This window comes from Agrobacterium sp. 22-221-1, from assembly GCF_053522445.1.
This window is the reverse complement of sequence record NZ_JBNWCL010000003.1, coordinates 285,743-303,879: the sequence shown is the minus strand read 5'-3', so window position 1 is coordinate 303,879 and position 18,137 is coordinate 285,743. Positions and strand designations below refer to the sequence as shown.

General features: G+C 60.6%; 21 protein-coding genes. 10 read left to right on the top strand and 11 right to left on the bottom strand.

The genetic code is table 11. The annotated features are described in order from the left end of the window. Positions 1 to 191: 191 nt before the first annotated feature. From ACQZ5N_RS07120 to ACQZ5N_RS07110, 3 genes are all read right to left on the bottom strand, one after another. Positions 192 to 551 carry a response regulator gene (locus ACQZ5N_RS07120; protein WP_003497441.1) on the bottom strand — a complete coding sequence of 120 codons (360 nt, stop codon included), beginning with the start codon at positions 549 to 551 and terminating at the stop codon, positions 192 to 194. 142 nt (positions 552 to 693) lie between these two features. Then, the gene (hpt, locus tag ACQZ5N_RS07115; protein WP_004445644.1) at positions 694 to 1,236 is read right to left on the bottom strand and encodes a hypoxanthine phosphoribosyltransferase; all 543 of its coding nucleotides are present in this window, start codon (positions 1,234 to 1,236) and stop codon (positions 694 to 696) included. 70 nt (positions 1,237 to 1,306) lie between these two features. Then, complete coding sequence (locus tag ACQZ5N_RS07110; protein WP_448732507.1) at positions 1,307 to 1,978, bottom strand: hypothetical protein; 672 nt, start codon at positions 1,976 to 1,978, stop codon at positions 1,307 to 1,309. A gap of 201 nt (positions 1,979 to 2,179) precedes the next feature. Here ACQZ5N_RS07110 and ftsE point away from each other — a divergent pair, with 201 nt between their 5' ends. From ftsE to ACQZ5N_RS07090, 4 genes are all read left to right on the top strand, one after another. After that, the gene (ftsE, locus tag ACQZ5N_RS07105) at positions 2,180 to 2,839 is read left to right on the top strand and encodes a cell division ATP-binding protein FtsE (RefSeq protein WP_003497447.1); all 660 of its coding nucleotides are present in this window, start codon (positions 2,180 to 2,182) and stop codon (positions 2,837 to 2,839) included. After that, positions 2,832 to 3,839, top strand: coding sequence for a cell division protein FtsX (locus ACQZ5N_RS07100; RefSeq protein WP_065657057.1), 1,008 nt, complete (start codon positions 2,832 to 2,834; stop codon positions 3,837 to 3,839). The genes ftsE and ACQZ5N_RS07100 overlap by 8 nt, the downstream gene beginning before the upstream one ends. A gap of 128 nt (positions 3,840 to 3,967) precedes the next feature. Further along, entirely contained in the window at positions 3,968 to 4,684 is a 717-nt protein-coding gene (locus tag ACQZ5N_RS07095; protein ID WP_059755508.1) for a YdcF family protein, read from the top strand. Between the two features lie 115 nt (positions 4,685 to 4,799). After that, positions 4,800 to 5,597 (top strand): lysophospholipid acyltransferase family protein, encoded by a 798-nt coding sequence (locus ACQZ5N_RS07090; protein WP_448732506.1) that lies wholly within the window; start codon positions 4,800 to 4,802, stop codon positions 5,595 to 5,597. Here ACQZ5N_RS07090 and ACQZ5N_RS07085 read toward each other — a convergent pair. Then, the gene (locus ACQZ5N_RS07085) at positions 5,570 to 6,121 is read right to left on the bottom strand and encodes a gamma-glutamylcyclotransferase (RefSeq protein WP_269831158.1); all 552 of its coding nucleotides are present in this window, start codon (positions 6,119 to 6,121) and stop codon (positions 5,570 to 5,572) included. The genes ACQZ5N_RS07090 and ACQZ5N_RS07085 overlap by 28 nt on opposite strands. 49 nt (positions 6,122 to 6,170) lie before the next feature. On the opposite strand from ACQZ5N_RS07085, the gene ACQZ5N_RS07080 reads away from it, so the two are divergent. Then, positions 6,171 to 7,172, top strand: coding sequence for a DUF2125 domain-containing protein (locus ACQZ5N_RS07080; protein ID WP_020808960.1), 1,002 nt, complete (start codon positions 6,171 to 6,173; stop codon positions 7,170 to 7,172). Between the two features lie 171 nt (positions 7,173 to 7,343). Here ACQZ5N_RS07080 and ACQZ5N_RS07075 read toward each other — a convergent pair whose 3' ends face one another. The 3 genes from ACQZ5N_RS07075 to ACQZ5N_RS07065 form a co-directional block, all read right to left on the bottom strand. After that, positions 7,344 to 8,273: a prephenate/arogenate dehydrogenase family protein gene (locus ACQZ5N_RS07075; protein ID WP_448732505.1), complete on the bottom strand. Its 930-nt coding sequence runs from the start codon at positions 8,271 to 8,273 to the stop codon at positions 7,344 to 7,346. Next, entirely contained in the window at positions 8,273 to 9,379 is a 1,107-nt protein-coding gene (hisC, locus tag ACQZ5N_RS07070; protein WP_448732504.1) for a histidinol-phosphate transaminase, read from the bottom strand. The genes ACQZ5N_RS07075 and hisC overlap by 1 nt, the downstream gene beginning before the upstream one ends. A gap of 84 nt (positions 9,380 to 9,463) precedes the next feature. Then, positions 9,464 to 10,225: a class I SAM-dependent methyltransferase gene (locus tag ACQZ5N_RS07065; RefSeq protein WP_003523306.1), complete on the bottom strand. Its 762-nt coding sequence runs from the start codon at positions 10,223 to 10,225 to the stop codon at positions 9,464 to 9,466. 106 nt (positions 10,226 to 10,331) lie between these two features. Between ACQZ5N_RS07065 and gloB the strand changes: the two genes are divergently transcribed. After that, the gene (gene gloB, locus ACQZ5N_RS07060) at positions 10,332 to 11,102 is read left to right on the top strand and encodes a hydroxyacylglutathione hydrolase (protein ID WP_448732503.1); all 771 of its coding nucleotides are present in this window, start codon (positions 10,332 to 10,334) and stop codon (positions 11,100 to 11,102) included. Further along, positions 11,102 to 11,542, top strand: a complete 441-nt coding sequence (locus ACQZ5N_RS07055; protein WP_448732502.1) for a cupin domain-containing protein — start codon at positions 11,102 to 11,104, stop codon at positions 11,540 to 11,542. Before gloB ends, ACQZ5N_RS07055 begins: the two co-directional genes overlap by 1 nt. A gap of 5 nt (positions 11,543 to 11,547) precedes the next feature. Here ACQZ5N_RS07055 and ACQZ5N_RS07050 read toward each other — a convergent pair whose 3' ends face one another. Continuing rightward, positions 11,548 to 12,321 (bottom strand): DUF3108 domain-containing protein, encoded by a 774-nt coding sequence (locus tag ACQZ5N_RS07050; protein WP_003523301.1) that lies wholly within the window; start codon positions 12,319 to 12,321, stop codon positions 11,548 to 11,550. A 252-nt stretch (positions 12,322 to 12,573) separates the two neighbouring features. Between ACQZ5N_RS07050 and rpmB the strand changes: the two genes are divergently transcribed. From rpmB to ACQZ5N_RS07035, 3 genes are all read left to right on the top strand, one after another. Next, positions 12,574 to 12,864, top strand: a complete 291-nt coding sequence (gene rpmB / locus ACQZ5N_RS07045) for a 50S ribosomal protein L28 (protein ID WP_003509888.1) — start codon at positions 12,574 to 12,576, stop codon at positions 12,862 to 12,864. 162 nt (positions 12,865 to 13,026) lie between these two features. Continuing rightward, positions 13,027 to 13,671 carry a queuosine precursor transporter gene (locus ACQZ5N_RS07040; protein WP_003523300.1) on the top strand — a complete coding sequence of 215 codons (645 nt, stop codon included), beginning with the start codon at positions 13,027 to 13,029 and terminating at the stop codon, positions 13,669 to 13,671. 90 nt (positions 13,672 to 13,761) lie between these two features. Then, positions 13,762 to 14,100 (top strand): pentapeptide repeat-containing protein, encoded by a 339-nt coding sequence (locus tag ACQZ5N_RS07035; protein WP_026364030.1) that lies wholly within the window; start codon positions 13,762 to 13,764, stop codon positions 14,098 to 14,100. A 2-nt stretch (positions 14,101 to 14,102) separates the two neighbouring features. Here ACQZ5N_RS07035 and ACQZ5N_RS07030 read toward each other — a convergent pair whose 3' ends face one another. The 3 genes from ACQZ5N_RS07030 to cobS form a co-directional block, all read right to left on the bottom strand. Next, positions 14,103 to 15,080, bottom strand: a complete 978-nt coding sequence (locus tag ACQZ5N_RS07030) for an esterase-like activity of phytase family protein (protein ID WP_448732555.1) — start codon at positions 15,078 to 15,080, stop codon at positions 14,103 to 14,105. 37 nt (positions 15,081 to 15,117) lie between these two features. Continuing rightward, a complete protein-coding gene (gene cobT, locus ACQZ5N_RS07025; RefSeq protein WP_448732501.1) occupies positions 15,118 to 17,022 on the bottom strand; it encodes a cobaltochelatase subunit CobT in 1,905 nt (634 codons plus the stop codon). 107 nt (positions 17,023 to 17,129) lie between these two features. After that, a complete protein-coding gene (gene cobS / locus ACQZ5N_RS07020) occupies positions 17,130 to 18,119 on the bottom strand; it encodes a cobaltochelatase subunit CobS (protein ID WP_004445672.1) in 990 nt (329 codons plus the stop codon). Between the last annotated feature and the right edge of the window lie 18 nt (positions 18,120 to 18,137).

Below are 18,137 nucleotides of genomic sequence, written 5' to 3'. Positions count from 1 at the left end.
GTGTTCGGCAATCGCCAAACACTCTACGTCATCCTCGGCCTTGTGCCGAGGATCTGCCAACCTCCCATGAAACCGATACGTCGCAGATGCTCGGGACAAGCCCAAGCATGACGGAGGAGAGAGTTGACAACTACGCAACAAAAAAGGCGACCCAAGGGGCCGCCTTTCTCAAATCTGTGTAACGTTATCACTCAGGCCGCAAGCGCCCGCGCCACAGCCTTGCGAATATCCGGAAGCGCAAAGGGTTTGGAAACCACGTCCACGATCTTCTCCGCAAGATCGTCAGCCCGTTCGCGCTGCTCGGCATAACCCGTCATCAGCAAAATGCGCATGGCCGGGAAGCGTTCGGCGGCGCGGTGCGCCAGCTCGATGCCATCCATGACCGGCATGCGGATATCCGAGAGAAGAAGATCGAAACTGGTTTCCTGAAGCTTTTCCAGCCCCTGCTCGCCATCCGCCGCCTCATGGGTCTCGTGACCGTCGAGACGCAGCGCGCGAGCGACGAAAGCCCGCAATGCATCCTCGTCTTCGGTAATCAGAATCTTCGCCATTACTCATTGCTCCTGGGCATCATTTCCAGCCGTGAGCAACATCGCAGGCTCCTCTTTTCAAGAGGTAAACACCCAGCCCTTCGCTGGGTGAATGGTTAATGAGGCGTCTCCGCGCTGTGCCGTTCCGGCACGACAAAAGTGCTCAGGCGTCGCCGGTCACGACGCCGACAAAGGGCAGTTCGCGGAAGGCATAAGCGACATCCATGCCGTAACCCACGACGAAATAATCGGGACACTCGAAACCGACATAATCGGCCTCCAGATCTTCCTTGCGCTTGACCTTCTTGTCGAGCAGCACGGCGATGGTGACGTTGCGGGCGCCACGCTCGTAAAGCAGTTCCTTGGCAAAACGCAGCGTGCGGCCGGATTCGAGAATATCGTCGATCAAGAGGACATCGCGGTCCTTCACGTCGCTGTCGATATCCTTGACGATCCTGACGCCTTGCGAAACCGTGCCGGTGCCATAGCTCGACAGCGTGATGAACTCGACTTCAGGGGCAAGGCCGCTGTCATGCAGCGCGCGGATAAGATCGGCCGCGAAAATGAACGATCCCTTGAGCACGGCAATGACCAGCAAATCCTTGGTCGGGCCGCTGGCGATGTGCTTGGCCATGTCGCGATTGCGCTCGGCGATCTGCTCGGCGGTATAAAGCGGCTCGATGTTTTTTCCACGGACGACGGGCATTCTTACTCCTGTGCTGCGCCTTGCCGATTTTACCTTTCAGTAAAAATACGAAGACCACGCGTTAGCACAGTCAGCGTTCGGACGCACCCGCCTCAACGAAGGAAAGCTTGATCTCGGGCGTTTTTCCACCGGGATGGCGCAACTTTGCCGAAAAACCGTGGCTGAAACCGGGCTGCATCTCCTTCACCGGCGGTTCGATGACCATGCTGGCCACCAGTTGTCCCTTGGCGGCGAAGAGATCGGCGCGGAGAGCCGGCACCTCTTCGAGATTGCCGCCATTATTTTCGACAATGCCGTTGATGAGCAGAGTATCCATGCCGTCCGCCTCCATCGGGGTCACGGTGACATGGGAAATGGCGAGAGGATTCACCGAAGCGGCAACAGTCGGCTTTTCCGGCACGACCACCGAGAGACCGCCCGAGCAGACGAAGACGAAAATCGCAAGCCCCGCCACCAGCGCCGAATAGGCGTCCGCCGAAAGACGGGATAATCTGCGGTCCAGCCAGCCGATGAAGGCGAGGCCGAGCGCACCGATGGTGACGGGAGGTTTTGCCGCCTGCCGGCGCGCAGCACCACGATTGTCGTTTCCGGGTTGCCGCGAACGGTTTTCCTTGATGGTGACAAATTCCGCGTCTACCACATCGCGGTCGGGATTTGCCGCCCGCGCCGTGCGGCGCACCGGCGTTTCCGGCATCAGGAGGTCGAAATCGAATGCCGCTTGCCGGCGAGATGAACGGAACATAGCCATAGAATTCCTTGGGTGAGGTTTTCCGGCCCGCAAAACTGGGCATTGCAACGAATCCTGCCAAGTTTTAAATTTAATTGGTTAATGCTTCGCAAAAACGGCTCGCACAGGCTGCCGGATCCGGGTTAAACCCCGACATCCGAACCCCACGCGCCAGCGGCTTGCGAACCACCACGAAACGAAGAGACTGGAAGTCCGTTGATCCATTTCGAAAATGTCGGGTTGCGTTACGGCATGGGACCCGAGATCCTGAGGGACATGACCTTCGATATCCCCAAGGGTTCGTTCCAGTTTCTGACCGGCCCGTCGGGCGCCGGCAAGACGACGCTGCTCCGCCTGCTTTTGATGTCGCTGCAGCCGACGCGCGGCAATATCCGCATGTTCAACCGCGATGTGTCGCGCATTCCGCGCAGTGAACTGCCGATGCTGCGCCGCCGCGTCGGTATCGTGTTTCAGGATTTCCGGCTGCTCGATCATCTGACGACCTATGAAAACGTCGCCCTGCCGCTGCGCGTGCGCGGCAAGGAAGAAAGCGCCTATCGCAACGATGTGATCGAGCTTTTGAAGTGGGTGGGGCTCGGCGAGCGCATCAATGTGTTGCCGGCCATCCTTTCGGGCGGGGAAAAGCAGCGCGCCGCCATTGCCCGCGCACTGATGGACCAACCCGAAATCCTGCTGGCCGACGAGCCGACCGGCAACGTCGATCCGCCGATGGCCAAGCGCCTTCTCAACCTTTTCCTGGAACTCAACCGGCTGGGCACGGCCGTCGTCATCGCCACCCATGATTTCGGCCTGATGGACCAGATCGATGCGCGCCGGATGATCCTGACCGAAGGGCGGCTCGACATCTATGAATGAGATCAACCGCAAACAATTGAAGCCGGAAGCGGCGCAGCCGAAGCGCCCGCCCATGCGCATCCGCCCGATGGCGCCGATTCTGCCGCCATCCAATATTCAGGGCAATGCGCTGATGGTGGTCATCGCCATCATGGCCTTTCTCGCCTGCCTGACGCTGGGCGCCGTCTCCATGGTGCGCGCCACCGCCGCCACCTGGCAGAGCCAGATTTCCCGCGAGATCACCATCCAGATCAAGCCCGAGGACGGGCTGGACATGGATGCGGCGCTGAACAAGGCGCGCAATCTGGCGCTCACCTTCGTCGGCACGCGGGATGGCACCATCCTCGACGATGCGGCGACATCGCGCCTGCTGGAGCCTTGGCTCGGCAGCGGTCTCGATCTTTCCGAATTGCCGGTGCCGCGTCTCGTCGTCATCACCATCGATGAAAACAATCCGCCCGATTTCCAGGCGATGCGGGATATGCTGAAGGCCGAGATTCCGCAGGCATTTCTGGACGACCACCGCACCTGGGTCGACAGGCTGGTCTCCATGGCCAGAACCACTGTCATGATCGGGGTCGGCGTTCTTATCCTCGTCTTCACCGCCATGGTGCTGACGGTGGTGTTCGCGACGCGCGGCGCGCTTTCCGGCAACCGGCATATCGTCGAGGTTCTGCATTTCGTCGGCGCGGAAAGCAGTTTTGTGGCGCGCGAATTCCAGAAACACTTCCTGAAGATCAGCCTCAAGGGGGCGGCGGCGGGCAGCGCGCTGGCCGCGGCGGTTTTCCTTGTCGCCGGTTTCTGGCAATCGAGCACGGTCGCCACGCCGCAGAGCGATCAGGCGAGCGCGCTTTTCGGCTCGTTTTCGGTCGGTCTCGGCGGTTATTTCGGCATTGCCATGACGATGATCATCATCGCGCTTTTGACCACAATCACGGCGCGCGTGACCGTCATCCGCACCATCGACGATATCGACCGCGTCCGCTCCGATCCATCGAAAAGCGACGGCCTTGCATCGTGAGAACACCCCCGGAATCCTGCGGTAAGACTGAAACCGTCACAAGCCGGATGTAACCTGCAGACGGTGGACAAAAATGCCTGTTCCTTGCCTTAATCGGCGAGTATTCAGGAGGAATGTTTGTGAGTCGGATGGACCAGGATCAGACGACAGCGCGACCGGCCAGAAAGGGCCTGTTGTCGCGGCGCGGTCCTCTGCGCCGTTTTATTCGCGGCCTCATCCTGCTTTGCGTCATCGTGCTCGGCGCATTTTCCGGCGGTTTTCTGTGGTTTGCCGATTCCGTCGCCTCCATGCGTCCGCCGGAGGGGGCAAGAGGCGATGCCATCATCGTGCTTACCGGCGGTTATCAGCGCATCGAACAGGCGGTCGGCCTGCTGAGAGACGGCGTGGGCAAGCGGCTTCTGATTTCCGGCGTCAACCCGGCCACCACCCGCTCGCAGATCCGCAAGATGACGCAAGGGTCATCCGACATGTTTTCCTGCTGCGTGGATATGGGCTACAAGGCGATAGACACGATCGGCAACGCCAATGAGGCGGCAAGCTGGATACGCGACCACAATTACTCCTCCATCGTCGTCGTCACCAATAATTATCATATGCATCGCAGCCTGCATGAATTGCGCAGCGCCAGCCCGCAGACGCAATTCATCGCCTATCCCGTCATCAGCGCCGACCTCGCCCGCACCAACTGGTTCGTGGAGCCGGATGTGGTGAGAACCATGCTTTACGAATATCTGAAGTTCGTGGCGGCGGCGGGACGCGACCTCACCGGCTTCGGCAAGGGCGACGGTCTGCGCAAGGCCGCCGCCGATCATTCCCGGATAAAGACGACAACCGCTTCGTCCTGACCGGCGAGAACGCGCTTGCTGCGGCCCCTTGTTTTCGTGTAGGCGTCTGGCATCGGCATCCGGCATCGAGGCCTGTTCAAGGCTTCGGAACGGCTGCGCTCCGGGAAGGCTGTTGATGCTCAAGCTGCGCTCTTTTCTTTTCAATACGCTGTTTTATCTCAACCTGATTGTCCGCATGATCGTGCTGACGCCGATCTATTTCATTCTGCCGCGCAAGATCGCCTTCGAAATTCCGAAGAACTGGGCGCGGTCCAATCACTGGCTGATGAAAACCATCGTCGGCACCACCTTCGAGATCGAGGGGCTGGAAAACATCCCCGAAACCGGCTGCATCTTCGCACCCAAACACCAGTCCTTCTGGGACACCTATGCGCTGCTGCCAAATCTTCCCGATCCGGTCTATATTCTGAAGCGCGAGCTTTTATGGATTCCGCTGTTCGGCTGGTACGCCATGAAACAGCGCATGATCCCGGTCAACCGCGCCGCACGCGGCAAGGTGATGCTGAAGGTGATGGAGCGGGCGAAAGAGGAAATGGCCGCCGGTCGCGAGCTCATCATCTATCCCGAAGGCACGCGCCGCCCGCCGGGCGCCGAACCCGAATATCGTTACGGCATCGCAAGGCTTTACCGCGATCTGCAGGTTCCGGTCATTCCCGTCGCCATGCATCCCGGCCTCTTCTGGCCGCGCCGTTCCACCATGCGTTATCCCGGCCATTTCAAGGTGCGTATCCTGCCGGCCATCGAACCGGGGCTCGACCCCGACGTGTTCTTCAAGCGCCTGATCGATGTAACGGAAAAGGCGAGCGACGAGTTGCTGCTGGAAACCGTGCGCAACAACCCGCATTTGCCGCTGCCGCCGACCGCTGTGAAGCGGATCGCCGAACTTCAGGGCAAGGAAACCGCCGCCGGCTGAGCGGCGAGCGTGCCGACATTTTTGGCGATGCTCTCCAGCAGGGAATCGCGAATGCCCATCTCCTGCAGATGCTGCACGGTGTTGAAGACATAATCCGTATTCGGCCCGGATCGGCCCGATGCGGCTGCAACGATGGTCGCCGATTCGGCAACGCCGAGACCGCCGATATATTGCTCATGGGCGGGATCGGCCACATAGGTCACCGCGCTGCTGCGCCTGCCATCGGAAAGTGCGATGGAAACCAGCCGCTCCTTATAGACATTCGTCACCAGTTCGCGCTCGCGCAGATAGATCATGACCGGGTCGCGGTCCTGCCCACGCACGCGGAAAGCGACGCCAAGGCAGGAGCCGCCGCGCTCCAGACCGAGAACGAGACCGGGCTTTTCTTCGGTGCCTCTATAAAAGTTGGAACTGATGCAGAGCGAGCGCCGATACCCGTGCAGCCGCGCCTGCTGCCGCTCTTCAAAGGCGAAGCCGGGGTTCCACATCAACGAACCGTAGCCAAAGACCCAAAAATCGTCCATATCCCAAGCCAAATCGAAATTGTCTGAAGTCTGTTCATCGGAGATCAATATGGCAGCGTCAAGCCAATCCGGCACCGCCAAAAAATTCCTCTGGCTCGCCATCGCCATCCTCGTGGTCATCGGACTTTATACCGCCGGGTGGTTTTACGCCGCCGACAGGCTGAAGCAGACGGTTCTGAACGTCATTGCCCCCTCGCAGGCCCGCAGCGTCAGCGGCGAATGCGGCGATATCGCCTTCAAGGGTTATCCCTTCCGCATCGGCCTCTTCTGCTCCAAAGTGACGGTGGATGACAAGGAGAACGGCGTTTCCGCTTCCTTCGGCGAACTTCGCTCGGCGGCGCAGGTCTATAATCCCGGCCACATCGTCTGGGAACTCGATTCGCCGGCGGAAATCCGTTCCGCCCATGGCCTGACGATTTCGGCCGCCTGGCAGAACATGCAGTCCAGCATCGTCACCAAGCTGAAGGGCATCGACCGCAGCTCGCTCGTCATCGACGGGCTGAAAGCGCAGGCGGTTTCTTCCGTCACCGGCCAGACCATCGATTTCGACGCGGTAAAAACGGAAATGCATCTGCGCCAGAACGGCGCCGATCTCGACGGGGCCATCACGCTCACCGACTCCGCAACCGTCATCAAGGACTGGCCGCAGCTTCTGCCGCGCCTCAACGCCATTGCCGATGTCACGCTTGCCGGCAAGGCGGGCATGGTGGATGGCAGCGACAGATCGGGCCTTTATGGCGCGAGCGGCGAGCTTCGCCGGCTGGTGGCCGATATCGGCGAAGGCCGCACCATGCGCATCAGCGGCCCCTTCTCCTTCGACAATGAGGGCTATCTCTCCGGCCAGTTCAAGCTGGAAATCGAAAAGCTCGGCGCATGGTCGGACAATGCCAAGCAGGTCTTCCCGCAGTTGCAATCCACCATCGATACGGCCCGCAAACTGCTCGGCGCGCTGGCCGGCGGCGGCGACCGGGCATCCGTCGATCTCGTTGTGGATCGTGGCCGCGCCACGGTCAGCGGCTTTATTCCGCTTGGGAAAATCCCGCCGATCTGAAGGATTGATTTATACTCGGCGTCATCCTCGGGCTTGACCCGAGGATCCATGGCGCGTCGGATCGTGGATCCTCGGGTCAAGCCCGAGGATGACGCCGGGGAGGCTTTGGCACTTTGCCGGCGGGCGCGATAGGCCGGATCAAATCCCATCACGACCTAAGCTAAATGCGATTTACTTCTTCTGGTCCAGCGCGTGACGGCCGAAGTCCGGTGCGTCGACATCCTGGCCCGCCTGCACGATAGAGCGGCGGATGGCGCGGGTGCGGGAAAACAGCTCGAACAGCTTGTCGCCCTCCCCCCAGCGGATCGCCCTTTGCAGGGAGGCGAGGTCCTCGGAAAACCGCGCCAGCATCTCAAGAATCGCATCCTTGTTATGCAGGCAGACATCGCGCCACATGGTGGGATCGGAGGCGGCGAGACGGGTGAAATCACGGAAACCGGAGGCGGAATATTTGATGACTTCCGATTCGGTCACCGTCTCCAGATCATCCGCCGTGCCGACGATATTGTAAGCGATGATGTGCGGCAGATGCGACACGATCGCCAGAACCTTGTCGTGGTGTTCTGCATCCATCTCATCGACGCGGGAGCCGAGCGCCCGCCAGAAATCCTTCAGCCTTTCCAGAGCCTCGGCATCCGTGCCCGGCAGCGGCGTGAAGATGCACCAGCGGTCGCGGAAGAGACCGGCAAAACCGGCATCCGGGCCGGATTTTTCCGTACCCGCCAGCGGATGGCCGGGAATGAAATGCACATTGTCAGGCATATGCGGGGCCATCTGCGCGATGACCGATGCCTTGGTGGAGCCGACATCGGTAACGATAGCGCCCGGCTTCAGATGCGGCGCGATCTGCTGCGCCACGCCCTCGGAAGCACCGACCGGCACCGAGACGATGACGAGATCGGCATCCTTTACCGCTTCCGCCGCCGAAACGGTGTAATCCGTGCCAAGCGCCAGTTCTTCCGCCCGTTTCAGCGTGTCTTCGCTGCGGGTGGAAATGGTCACATGGCGGGCAAGCCCCAGTTCCCTGATATCGCGGGCAATCGACGAGCCGATCAGGCCGATGCCGATCAGCGCGATGCGTTCAAACATGATCTCAGCCATCACGCCTGCCCCATGAACTCGGTAAGGGCCGCGATGACGCCGAGATTGGCCTCTTCCGAGCCGACCGTCATTCTCAGCGCATTCGGGAAACCGTAGCCACGTACCGCACGCAGAATGTAACCGCGGCGGCTCAGGAACTCGTCCGCATCCGCCGCGCGCTTGCCGTCCTGATCCGGGAAATGGATGAGGATGAAGTTGGTAACCGAAGGCGTGACGGTGAGGCCAAGGCGGGTAAAGGTCGTGACCAGCTTTTCCATCCACAGCGCGTTATGCGCCACGGCCTTCTCTACGAAGGCCTGATCGCGGATGGCCGCAGCACCCGCCGCGATAGCCGGCGCGCTCATGTTGAACGGGCCGCGCACGCGGTTCAGCGCATCAATGACAGCAGCAGGGCCATACATCCAGCCGACGCGCAGGGCGGCAAGGCCGTATACCTTGGAGAAGGTACGGGTCATCACCACGTTGCGGTTGCCGGAGACCAGCTCGAGACCGGCCTCGTAATCATTCTTGCGAACATATTCGGCATAGGCCGCATCCAGCACCAGCACGACATGTTTCGGCAGGCCGGCCTGCAGGCGGCGGATTTCCGCCACGGGAACATAGGTGCCGGTGGGATTGCCCGGATTGGCGACAAAAACCATCTTGGTCTTCGGCGTCACGGCGGCGAGGATCGCATCCACATCCACCGCACAATCCTTTTCCTTCACCGTCACCGGGGTCGCGCCCGCACCCATGATCTGGATCTTGTAAACGAGGAAACCGTGTTCGGTAATGATCGCCTCATCGCCCGCGCCCAGATAGACGTGGCAAAGCAGGCCGAGAAGCTCGTCCGAACCGTTGCCGCACATGATGTTCGCGATGTTGAGACCGTGCACGTCGGCAATCGCCTGACGCAGCGCGACCGCCTGACCATCCGGATAGATTTCCAGATGGCTGGCAGCCGTGCCGAAAGCCTCTATCGCCTTCGGGCTCGGCCCAAGCGGCGTTTCATTGGAGGAGAGCTTATAAACCTTCGCGACGCCGTCCACATGTTCCTTGCCGGGAACATAAGCGGCGATATCCAGAATACCCGGACGCGGAACAGGTTGGCTAAGCTCTGCACTCATTTGATCGACCTTTGGAAAAGCGCCGGAGAACCCGGCAAAAGCAATGCCGGAGGCATTAGACCGGAATGGGCGCTTTGTCGAGGGTCAGCGCGGCTTTCCTTGGCTTGCGGCAGTGCGGGTGGTGGGCACCCCCTGCGGGGCCAGCACCGGCACAAAAACGCGACGTGAGGCGCGCTGGGTGACGGGCAATCCCTGATAGAGACGCTTCTGGGCTTCCACCACGATGACGCCCGAAAAAAGCGGCCACAGCCGGCGGCCGGTATGTTCGAGATAGCGGCGGAATTTCAGTATCGGCCGGCTGGTGGTGGGCGGGAAGAACAGCGCCTCGGCGGTGGCGCCCGGCGTAAAATTGGTTTCGCGCAAAAGCGCCGTCAGCTGTCCGCGTGAATAGGGTCTTCCGGAACCGAAGGGCGTATGTTCCATGCGCGCCCAGACGCCGCGCCGGTTCGGCACCACGATCACCAGACGGCCGCCGGGCGCCAGCACCCGCCACAGTTCCTTCAGGCTTTCACGCGGATTTTCGGCAAATTCCAGCGCATGCACCATCAAGACCCGGTCTATCGACGCATCGGGCAGGGGCAGTTCCTCGTCGAACACCAGCGCGGTGGAAGACAGCTCGCCCGCCGGCCAGTTCACCGCCCCCTGCCCCGCCGGCATGAAGGCGAAGGTGCGCTCCGTATCGCGGCGGAACCGCTCCAGAAACGGCACCGCGTAGCCGAGCCCGACCAGCCGCTCTTCCGGCAAGGGCGGCCACAGCGTCGAAAGCGCCATGGTGATCGCCTGCTCGGCCGAGCGGCCAAGCGGAGAATGATAGAATTCGCGCAGATCGACGATATCGGTATTCATGGGCGAGAATGTAGCATCAGGCGGTTGGACTTCAAGGCGTCTGCCCTTACATAGAAGGTCAGGCGGGCGAATGCGCCGGTTTTGGCCGGCAAATGGAGAGGATAAGATGAAACCTTTGGAAATAGACGTCTTTCTTTGCCGCAGCGACAATTTCGGGGTTCTCCTGCACGATCCCGAAAGCGGCGCGACGGCCACCATAGACGCACCGGAAGAAGGACCCATCCTGCAGGCGCTCGATGGCCACGGCTGGAAGCTCACCCATATCTTCACCACCCACCACCATCAGGACCATGTAGAAGCCAATCTGGCCCTGAAAGACAAGTTCCGCTGCGAAATTCACGGCCCCTACGACGAAGCGGTTGCGATCCCCGGTCTCGACCGTTCGCAGGCCGATGGCGACGAGTTCGAATTCGCCGGCCGCCGCGTTCAGGTCATCGCCACGCCCGGTCATACGGCGGGACATATCTGTTATTATCTGCCCGATGACGGGCTGCTGTTTGCCGCCGATACGCTGTTTGCCATGGGCTGCGGCCGCCTGTTCGAACGTCCGGCGGCGGATATGTGGCATTCCTTCCAGAAACTCATGGCGCTGCCGGATGAGACCAAGGTTTATTTCGGCCATGAATATACGCTGACGAATGCCCGTTTCGCCCTCACCGTCGATCCGGAGAACGCTGTGCTGAGCGAGCGCGCGGCCCTCATCGAGAGGGCGCGGCAGGCGAATGAATTCACCATTCCCACCACCATCGGGCTCGAAAAACAGACCAATCCCTATATGCGGGTGGCCGATGCCGGTATTCGCAAATATCTTGGCCTTGAAAGCGCCACCGATGCCGATGTTTTCGCGGAAATCCGCACACGCAAGGACAATTTTTGATGGGAACGGATATATCGGCGCAGGCGATCATTCGCGAACTGGGGCTGGAGCCGCATCCCGAGGGCGGTTTTTACCACCAGACGTTCCGCGACAAGGCAGGCGGTGAGCGCGGCCATTCAACGGCGATCTATTATCTTCTGGAAAAGGGCGACCGCTCGCACTGGCACCGGGTCACCGATGCGGTGGAGGTCTGGCACTATTATGCCGGCGCGCCCATCGCATTGCATCTTTCGCAGGACGGCCGGGAGGTGCAGACCTTCACGCTCGGCCCCGCCATTCTTGAAGGCGAGCGCCCGCAGGTCATCGTTCCCGCCAATTGCTGGCAATCGGCGGAAAGCCTCGGCGACTTCACGCTCGTCGGCTGCACCGTCTCGCCGGGCTTTGCCTTTTCGAGCTTCGTTATGGCAGAGCCCGGCTGGGCGCCGGGAGATGCGCCGTAATTGCGTCAGCCGCCGTATTTCGTGGCGGTGATGTAAACCTGCCCCACCCGGGTCGGAATGATGGCATAGACGGGCGCGTAGACATCCATGTTGTTCGATTTGGCGAACCAGATCTCCATGGAGATGGATTTCAGATATTCGATATCCTTGCGCCCCTGCCTGTAACCCGACTTCGGCACATACCGCGCCTTGCAGACGATGGCGTCGCCATTAAAACCATTGGTCTTGAACGGCTTGGTGCCGCTGGAGCTCAAAACCAGATCGAGTCGCGATTCGCCGTCATAGATCGGCAGGCGAGTCGGGCAGATGCGGCCGCCCGCGGGAATGATGAGGCCGGAGATCGGATCGAGAACCGAGCGCAGGTCGCGGTCCTTCACGTCAACCCAGTTGTCCGGCCGGGCTTTTGGCTCAGGCTTCACCGTCGTCGATGTGACGTTGCCGTTGCGATAGACAACGTCATAGGTGCGCACCCGCTTGCCATCCTTGTAGACCAGCGAATATTCGTTGGCCTGCAGCCGGTGGCCGCGCTTGGCGCCGGAAACGGTCGTCTTGCCGGAAATATCCTTGAGGATGCTGGCAAGACCGGCGGCGCTGAAGGAACCGGAGATTGAATAATTCGGTCCATCCATGCGAGTCGAGAAACTCGCCCTGGCAATCGGCAAAATGCCGAGATTGATGCTGTATTCGCTTGTGTGGCGCGCTTCGGCGGCGAGCGAGGGGGAGACGCCCGTTAACGCTATTGTCGCGGCCACGAAAATGCTTTTTCCTCTGGCAATCATTTCGATATCACCTTAAAAGAGGCGCGGAAGCGGCCTTATCGGGCGATCATATACGCTGACTTGTGGCAATAAAAAAGCGGATGCCGGTTGAAAACGCCGGAATTTCCTTTCATTTGATCGCGAGCGGCTTGACTGTTAAGTCTCGTCTGACTATAGAACCGCAACTTTCCAATCATGGCCAGTTGGATTGCCACCCCGGTTTTGCCGGTGGCGAGCCAGTGGTGAAACAGACGAAACGAAATAGGTGTACCCATGTCCCGTGTATGCGAATTGACCGGCAAGGGCGTCCAGACGGGCAACAACGTCAGCCACGCCAACAACAAGACCAAGCGCCGGTTCCTTCCGAACCTCTGCCAGGTCACGTTGATCTCCGATGCTCTCGGCCAGCGTTTCCGCCTGCGTGTTTCCGCAGCCGCTCTGCGCTCCGTTGAACACCGTGGCGGCCTCGATGCCTTCCTTCTGAAGTCCGGCGAAAACGAACTGAGCATGCGCGCTCGTCTCCTGCGCCGCCAGATCGCCAAGAAGACGGCCGAAGCTGCTTAATAGCGGTTTCGACATCATCTGAATTCAGAAGGCTTGAATGGCTTTGCCGCTCAAGCCTTTTGTTTGTTCCAGATTTTAGTTGCATCGGGTTTTGCGAAAACCGTTTGAGACGTTTTCCTCCGATGCTTGGCTCCAACTGGTGGCATCACCCAGGATAAAAAAATGCCCTATCTGCGCTTTACGCTTATCTATGTTCTGCTGATGACACTGGTGGTCGTCGCGTCCAATATTCTGGTGCAATACCCGCTTTCCGGCTCGCTGTTCGGCGTCAATCTGGGCGACCTTCTGACCTGGGGCGCATTCACCTATCCGATCGCCTTCCTCGTTACGGACCTGACCAACCGCCAGTTCGGCCCCTCCATCGCACGCCGCGTCGTGCTTGCCGGCTTCGTCGTTGGTGTCACACTATCCTTCTGGACATCAATCCCACGCATCGCGGTCGCTTCCGGCACCGCCTATCTGATCGGCCAGCTGCTGGATATTTCCGTTTTCAACCGCCTGCGCCGCCAGCGCTGGTGGCACGCGCCGCTCGCCGGCTCCATGCTGGGATCGGTGCTGGATACGGCCCTGTTCTTCTCCATCGCCTTTGCGGCAAGCTTCTCCTTCGTCGGGCCCAACGACGCCTTCGCCATCGAAAACGCTCCCATTCTCGGCGTCTTCGCCGTGGAAGCGCCCCGTTGGATTTCCTGGGCGCTGGGTGATCTCTCGGTGAAGGTTCTCGTCGGCCTCATCATGTTGTTGCCTTACGGCGCGCTGATGAACACGCTGAAGCCGATGCCGGGCGCCGTCAAAACGGGCCGCGTTTGAGGCCGGGCAAGCGCGGATCAAATCGCGCTTGCAAGCCAGCCGTCAGCATTGCAGTCTGTCGTCCGTGGCACAGCGCGGAGGCAGGTCGACATGCAGATCAAGGACGTTATAGACATCGTGGAGGCCGCCAGCGCCACGCTTTCAGGGTCAACCTTCAACGACGTCAATCTATCCGGCACGGTCTTCGACAATGTCAATCTTTCCGGGGCGAGCTTTAACAATATCAATTTGTCGGGTGCGTCGTTCACGGATAACAACATGTCCGGCTGGTCGATCGATGACGTCAATTTTTCCGGTCTGAAACTGAGCAACTCAAATCTGTCCGGTGCGCAGATAACGTCATGCCGGATGACCGGCATGAAGATCGACGGCATTCCCGTCGAGGACCTGATGGCAGCCTACAAGGCGGCACAGCAGCAGCAGGCCTGATTTCACTCCACCAGCTTGAATTCCAGCATCAGGTTGCGCTGGAGGAACGAGTGATTGTCATCGGAAACGATGATGAGGCGCGTCGAGCCGTCCGGCCCCTTCACCACATCCATGCCTTCCATATTGTCGATCTGGTAGGCCATGCCGGCTTCCATGAGGATTTCGCCATCCACCACAGCACCCGGCTGGATATCGGCGCCACGGATGCGACGGATGCGCATGCCCACGCCTTCGGCGAAATTGAAGCGGCGCTCAAGAAGCAGCAGGTCGCCATTGGGCAGGAACGCGCCGTCCGTCACGTCGAATGACGGATGATGCGTCACGGCAAATGTGCCCTTGCGCGGGCCTTCCAGTATGGCGGCGAGAAGATTGCCGTCCGTATCGATGCTTTTTTCAGCCACCACGACCAGAGCGCCGGCAAGCGGCGAATCGGCCGGCGATACCGCGAGAGCTTCCAGTCCGCCATTGTGGCGCAACTCGTTGCTGGGGATGAGATATGGCAGGCGGTCGAGCGGCTTTGAGGTGGCGAAGCCCGGATCGGGATAGATATCGATCCTGTGGCGCTGCTCGTAACTGACGAAAACCTTGCCGTCGCGCAGCGCCAGTCCTTCCGCATCCATCTCCATCTTGCGCGGCAGTTCGCGGCCGCTCATGTCCAGCATGGGGGTGATGCGGGCATCGGCAAGCCCGGACAAAGCACCGCGAGCGTCGCGCAAGACCCTGCCCGTCAGCCAATGGCCGGTATCCAGCACCGCAACGAAATCCTCCCCATTGGGGCGGAAACGGATGGAGGATATCGCCCCGAACAGCTTTTCCGGCGCGCTCATCACCATGCCGCCGATAAATTCCAGCTTGCCGAAACGTTTTTCGCTGGTACCGACCTCGAAAGAGGAGAGCAGACGCACGCTCACCGGCACATCGATGGTGGAAGCGCCGATGGAAACCGGACATAGCGATGCGGCCGCCAGAATGGCGGCCATCGCAAGCGTTTTGCAGGCGGAAGAAGCCCGGCCCCGCTTATCCCGCACGGCGAACCCTGCGGGACGAACCGGAAGCGCCGCTCGTATCCTCGAAGAGCGCCGCAAGCTGCTCGGTCATCGCGCCGGCCAGCTCGTCCGCATCCACGATGGTCACGGCGCGGCGATAATAACGCGTCACGTCGTGGCCGATACCGATTGCCAGCAGTTCCACCGGCGAGCGCGTTTCGATCTGCTCGATGACGGCGCGCAGGTGCCGCTCCAGATAGTTGCCCGGATTGACCGACAGCGTCGAATCGTCCACCGGCGCACCGTCGGAGATCATCATCATGATCTTGCGCTGCTCGGGGCGACCGATCAGGCGATTATGCGCCCACATCAGCGCTTCGCCGTCGATATTTTCCTTCAGGAGGCCTTCGCGCATCATCAGGCCAAGATTGCGCCGCGCGCGCCGCCACGGAGCGTCCGCCGACTTGTAGATGATATGGCGCAGATCGTTTAGACGGCCCGGCGACGCCGGCTTGCCATTGGCGAGCCACTGTTCGCGCGATTGTCCGCCCTTCCAGGCCTTGGTGGTGAAGCCCAGAATCTCCACCTTCACGCCGGAGCGCTCCAGCGTGCGCGCCAGAATATCGGCGCAGGTGGCAGCCACGGTAATGGGACGGCCGCGCATCGAACCGGAATTGTCGATGACCAGCGAAACCACGGTATCGCGGAACTTGGTGTCGCGCTCCTTCTTGAAGGAAAGCGGCTGCATGGGATCGATGATGAGCCTGACGAGGCGGGCCGGATCGAGATAACCCTCTTCCAGGTCGAAATCCCAGGAGCGGTTCTGCTGCGCCATCAGGCGGCGCTGCAGCCGGTTCGCCAGACGCCCGACGGCGCCCTGAAGATGGGCGAGCTGCTTGTCGAGGAAGGCGCGCAGACGGTCCAGCTCAGCCTCGTCGCACAGTTCCTCGGCATGGATTTCCTCGTCGAATTCCTGGCTGAAGATGCGGTAATCGACCTTCTCGTTGAAATCATCGAAAGGGCTGTTGGGACGGCGGGTTTCGCCGGGCGTTTCGGAATCCTCGTCGAGATCGTCGGACATTTCCTCGTCCGACATCTCGGCGCCGTCCATCTCGCCTTCTTCCATTTCCTCCTGCGAGGCCTCGTTTTCATCGGCAGGCGTCGCGTCCGAGCCGGCCTCCTCCTCGACCTGCTCTTCTTCGGTCTCGTTGGTGCGCGGCTGGTCCTCGTTGGATTCCGCCTCCTGGCTCTCGGGCTCGTTATCCTCGTCGCCGAAATCTTCCGCCATCTGCATGGAGGTCAGCATCTTGCGCACCAGCCGCGAAAACGCCTTCTGGTCGGTGATGACGCTGGAGAGATCCTTGAGGTCACCGGCCGCCTTGTCCTCGATGAAATCGCGCCACAGATCGACAACCTTGCCGGCGCTTGCCGGCGGCTTCTCACCCGTCAGCTTCTCGCGCACCAAAAGCGCCACTGCTTCTGCAAGCGGTGCATCGTCCTTGTTGTTGATGCCCGCGAAGTTGGCCTTGGCGTATTTTTCCGTGTTCATGGCATGGATGTTGGAAGCCATGCCCGGCATGCGCAGCGCGCCGATGGATTCCACGCGCGCCTGTTCCACCGCATCGAAGATCAGCCGCGCTTCGGCGCCCTGCGGCGACATCACCGCATGGGTGTCGGCATCATGGCAGGCAAGGCGCAGCGCCATGGAATCACCGAGGCCGCGGGTGATGGCGATTTCCTGCGCCGTCGGTTTCTTGGAAATTTCCGGCAGGCGCATGCGCTCACCGGCAAGACCCGGCCGCTCATTGGCGAAGACGACCTCGACTTCGGCATCGCCAGCGACGGATCGCACGCATCCGGCAATCGCCTGACGCAACGGTTCCGTATCGACCGCCGTACCCGGTTTCGCTCTGGAATTGTCGCCGCGCGCTGCCATTGTCTTTCCTGTCATTTGTCGGCGCCTGCGGCACGCGATCGGAAGATCGCGCGCCCCACCGGCGTCTTCAAGTCATCGGTGATCTTCTCCGGACAAGCCGGGGACGATCAGGCGCTGAGAACGATGTTCGCAGCGCTTTCCTTCAGCTCGACGCCGAAAGCCCGCTGATATTGCTCGGCCACCAGCGTGCGCTCCAGTTCGTCGCACTTGTTGAGGAAGGTCACACGGAAGGCAAAGGCGAGATCGCCGAAGATTTCCGCATTTTCCGCCCAGGTGATGACGGTACGCGGGCTCATGACCGTGGAAAGATCGCCATTGATGAAAGCCGAACGGGTGAGATCGGCCACGCGCACCATCTTGGAGACGGTTTCACGGCCCTTCGGATTGTCGAAGCTCTTCACCTTGGCGGCGATGATGTTCACTTCCTGCTCATGCGGCAGGTAGTTGAGCGTGGTGACGATGGACCAGCGGTCCATCTGCGCCTGGTTGATCTGCTGCGTGCCGTGGTAAAGGCCGGTCGTATCGCCAAGGCCGATGGTGTTGGCGGTTGCGAAAATGCGGAAGGCCGGGTGAGGACGGATGACGCGGCTCTGGTCGAGCAGGGTCAGGCGGCCGGAGGATTCCAGCACGCGCTGGATGACGAACATCACATCCGGGCGGCCGGCATCATATTCGTCGAAGACGAGCGCCACATTGTGCTGGTAGGCCCAGGGCAGAATGCCGTCCTTGAATTCGGTAACCTGCTTGCCGTCTTTCAGAACGATGGCGTCCTTGCCGACGAGGTCGATGCGGCTGACATGGCTGTCGAGGTTGACGCGCACGCAGGGCCAGTTCAGGCGGGCGGCCACCTGCTCGATATGGGTGGATTTACCCGTCCCGTGGAAACCGGAGACCATGACACGTCGGTTGTGAGCAAAACCGGCAAGGATCGCAAGCGTCGTGTCGCGATCGAAAAGATAGTCGGGATCGAGGTCAGGCACATAGGCGTCGCCCTGGGAATAGGCGGGAACCCGCAGATCCGTATCAATGCCGAAAACCTCCCGCACGGACACCGTCGTGTCGGGCAGGTTGGAAATATCAAGGTCGATTTTGCTCATCACGTCTCCAAGGCGGGC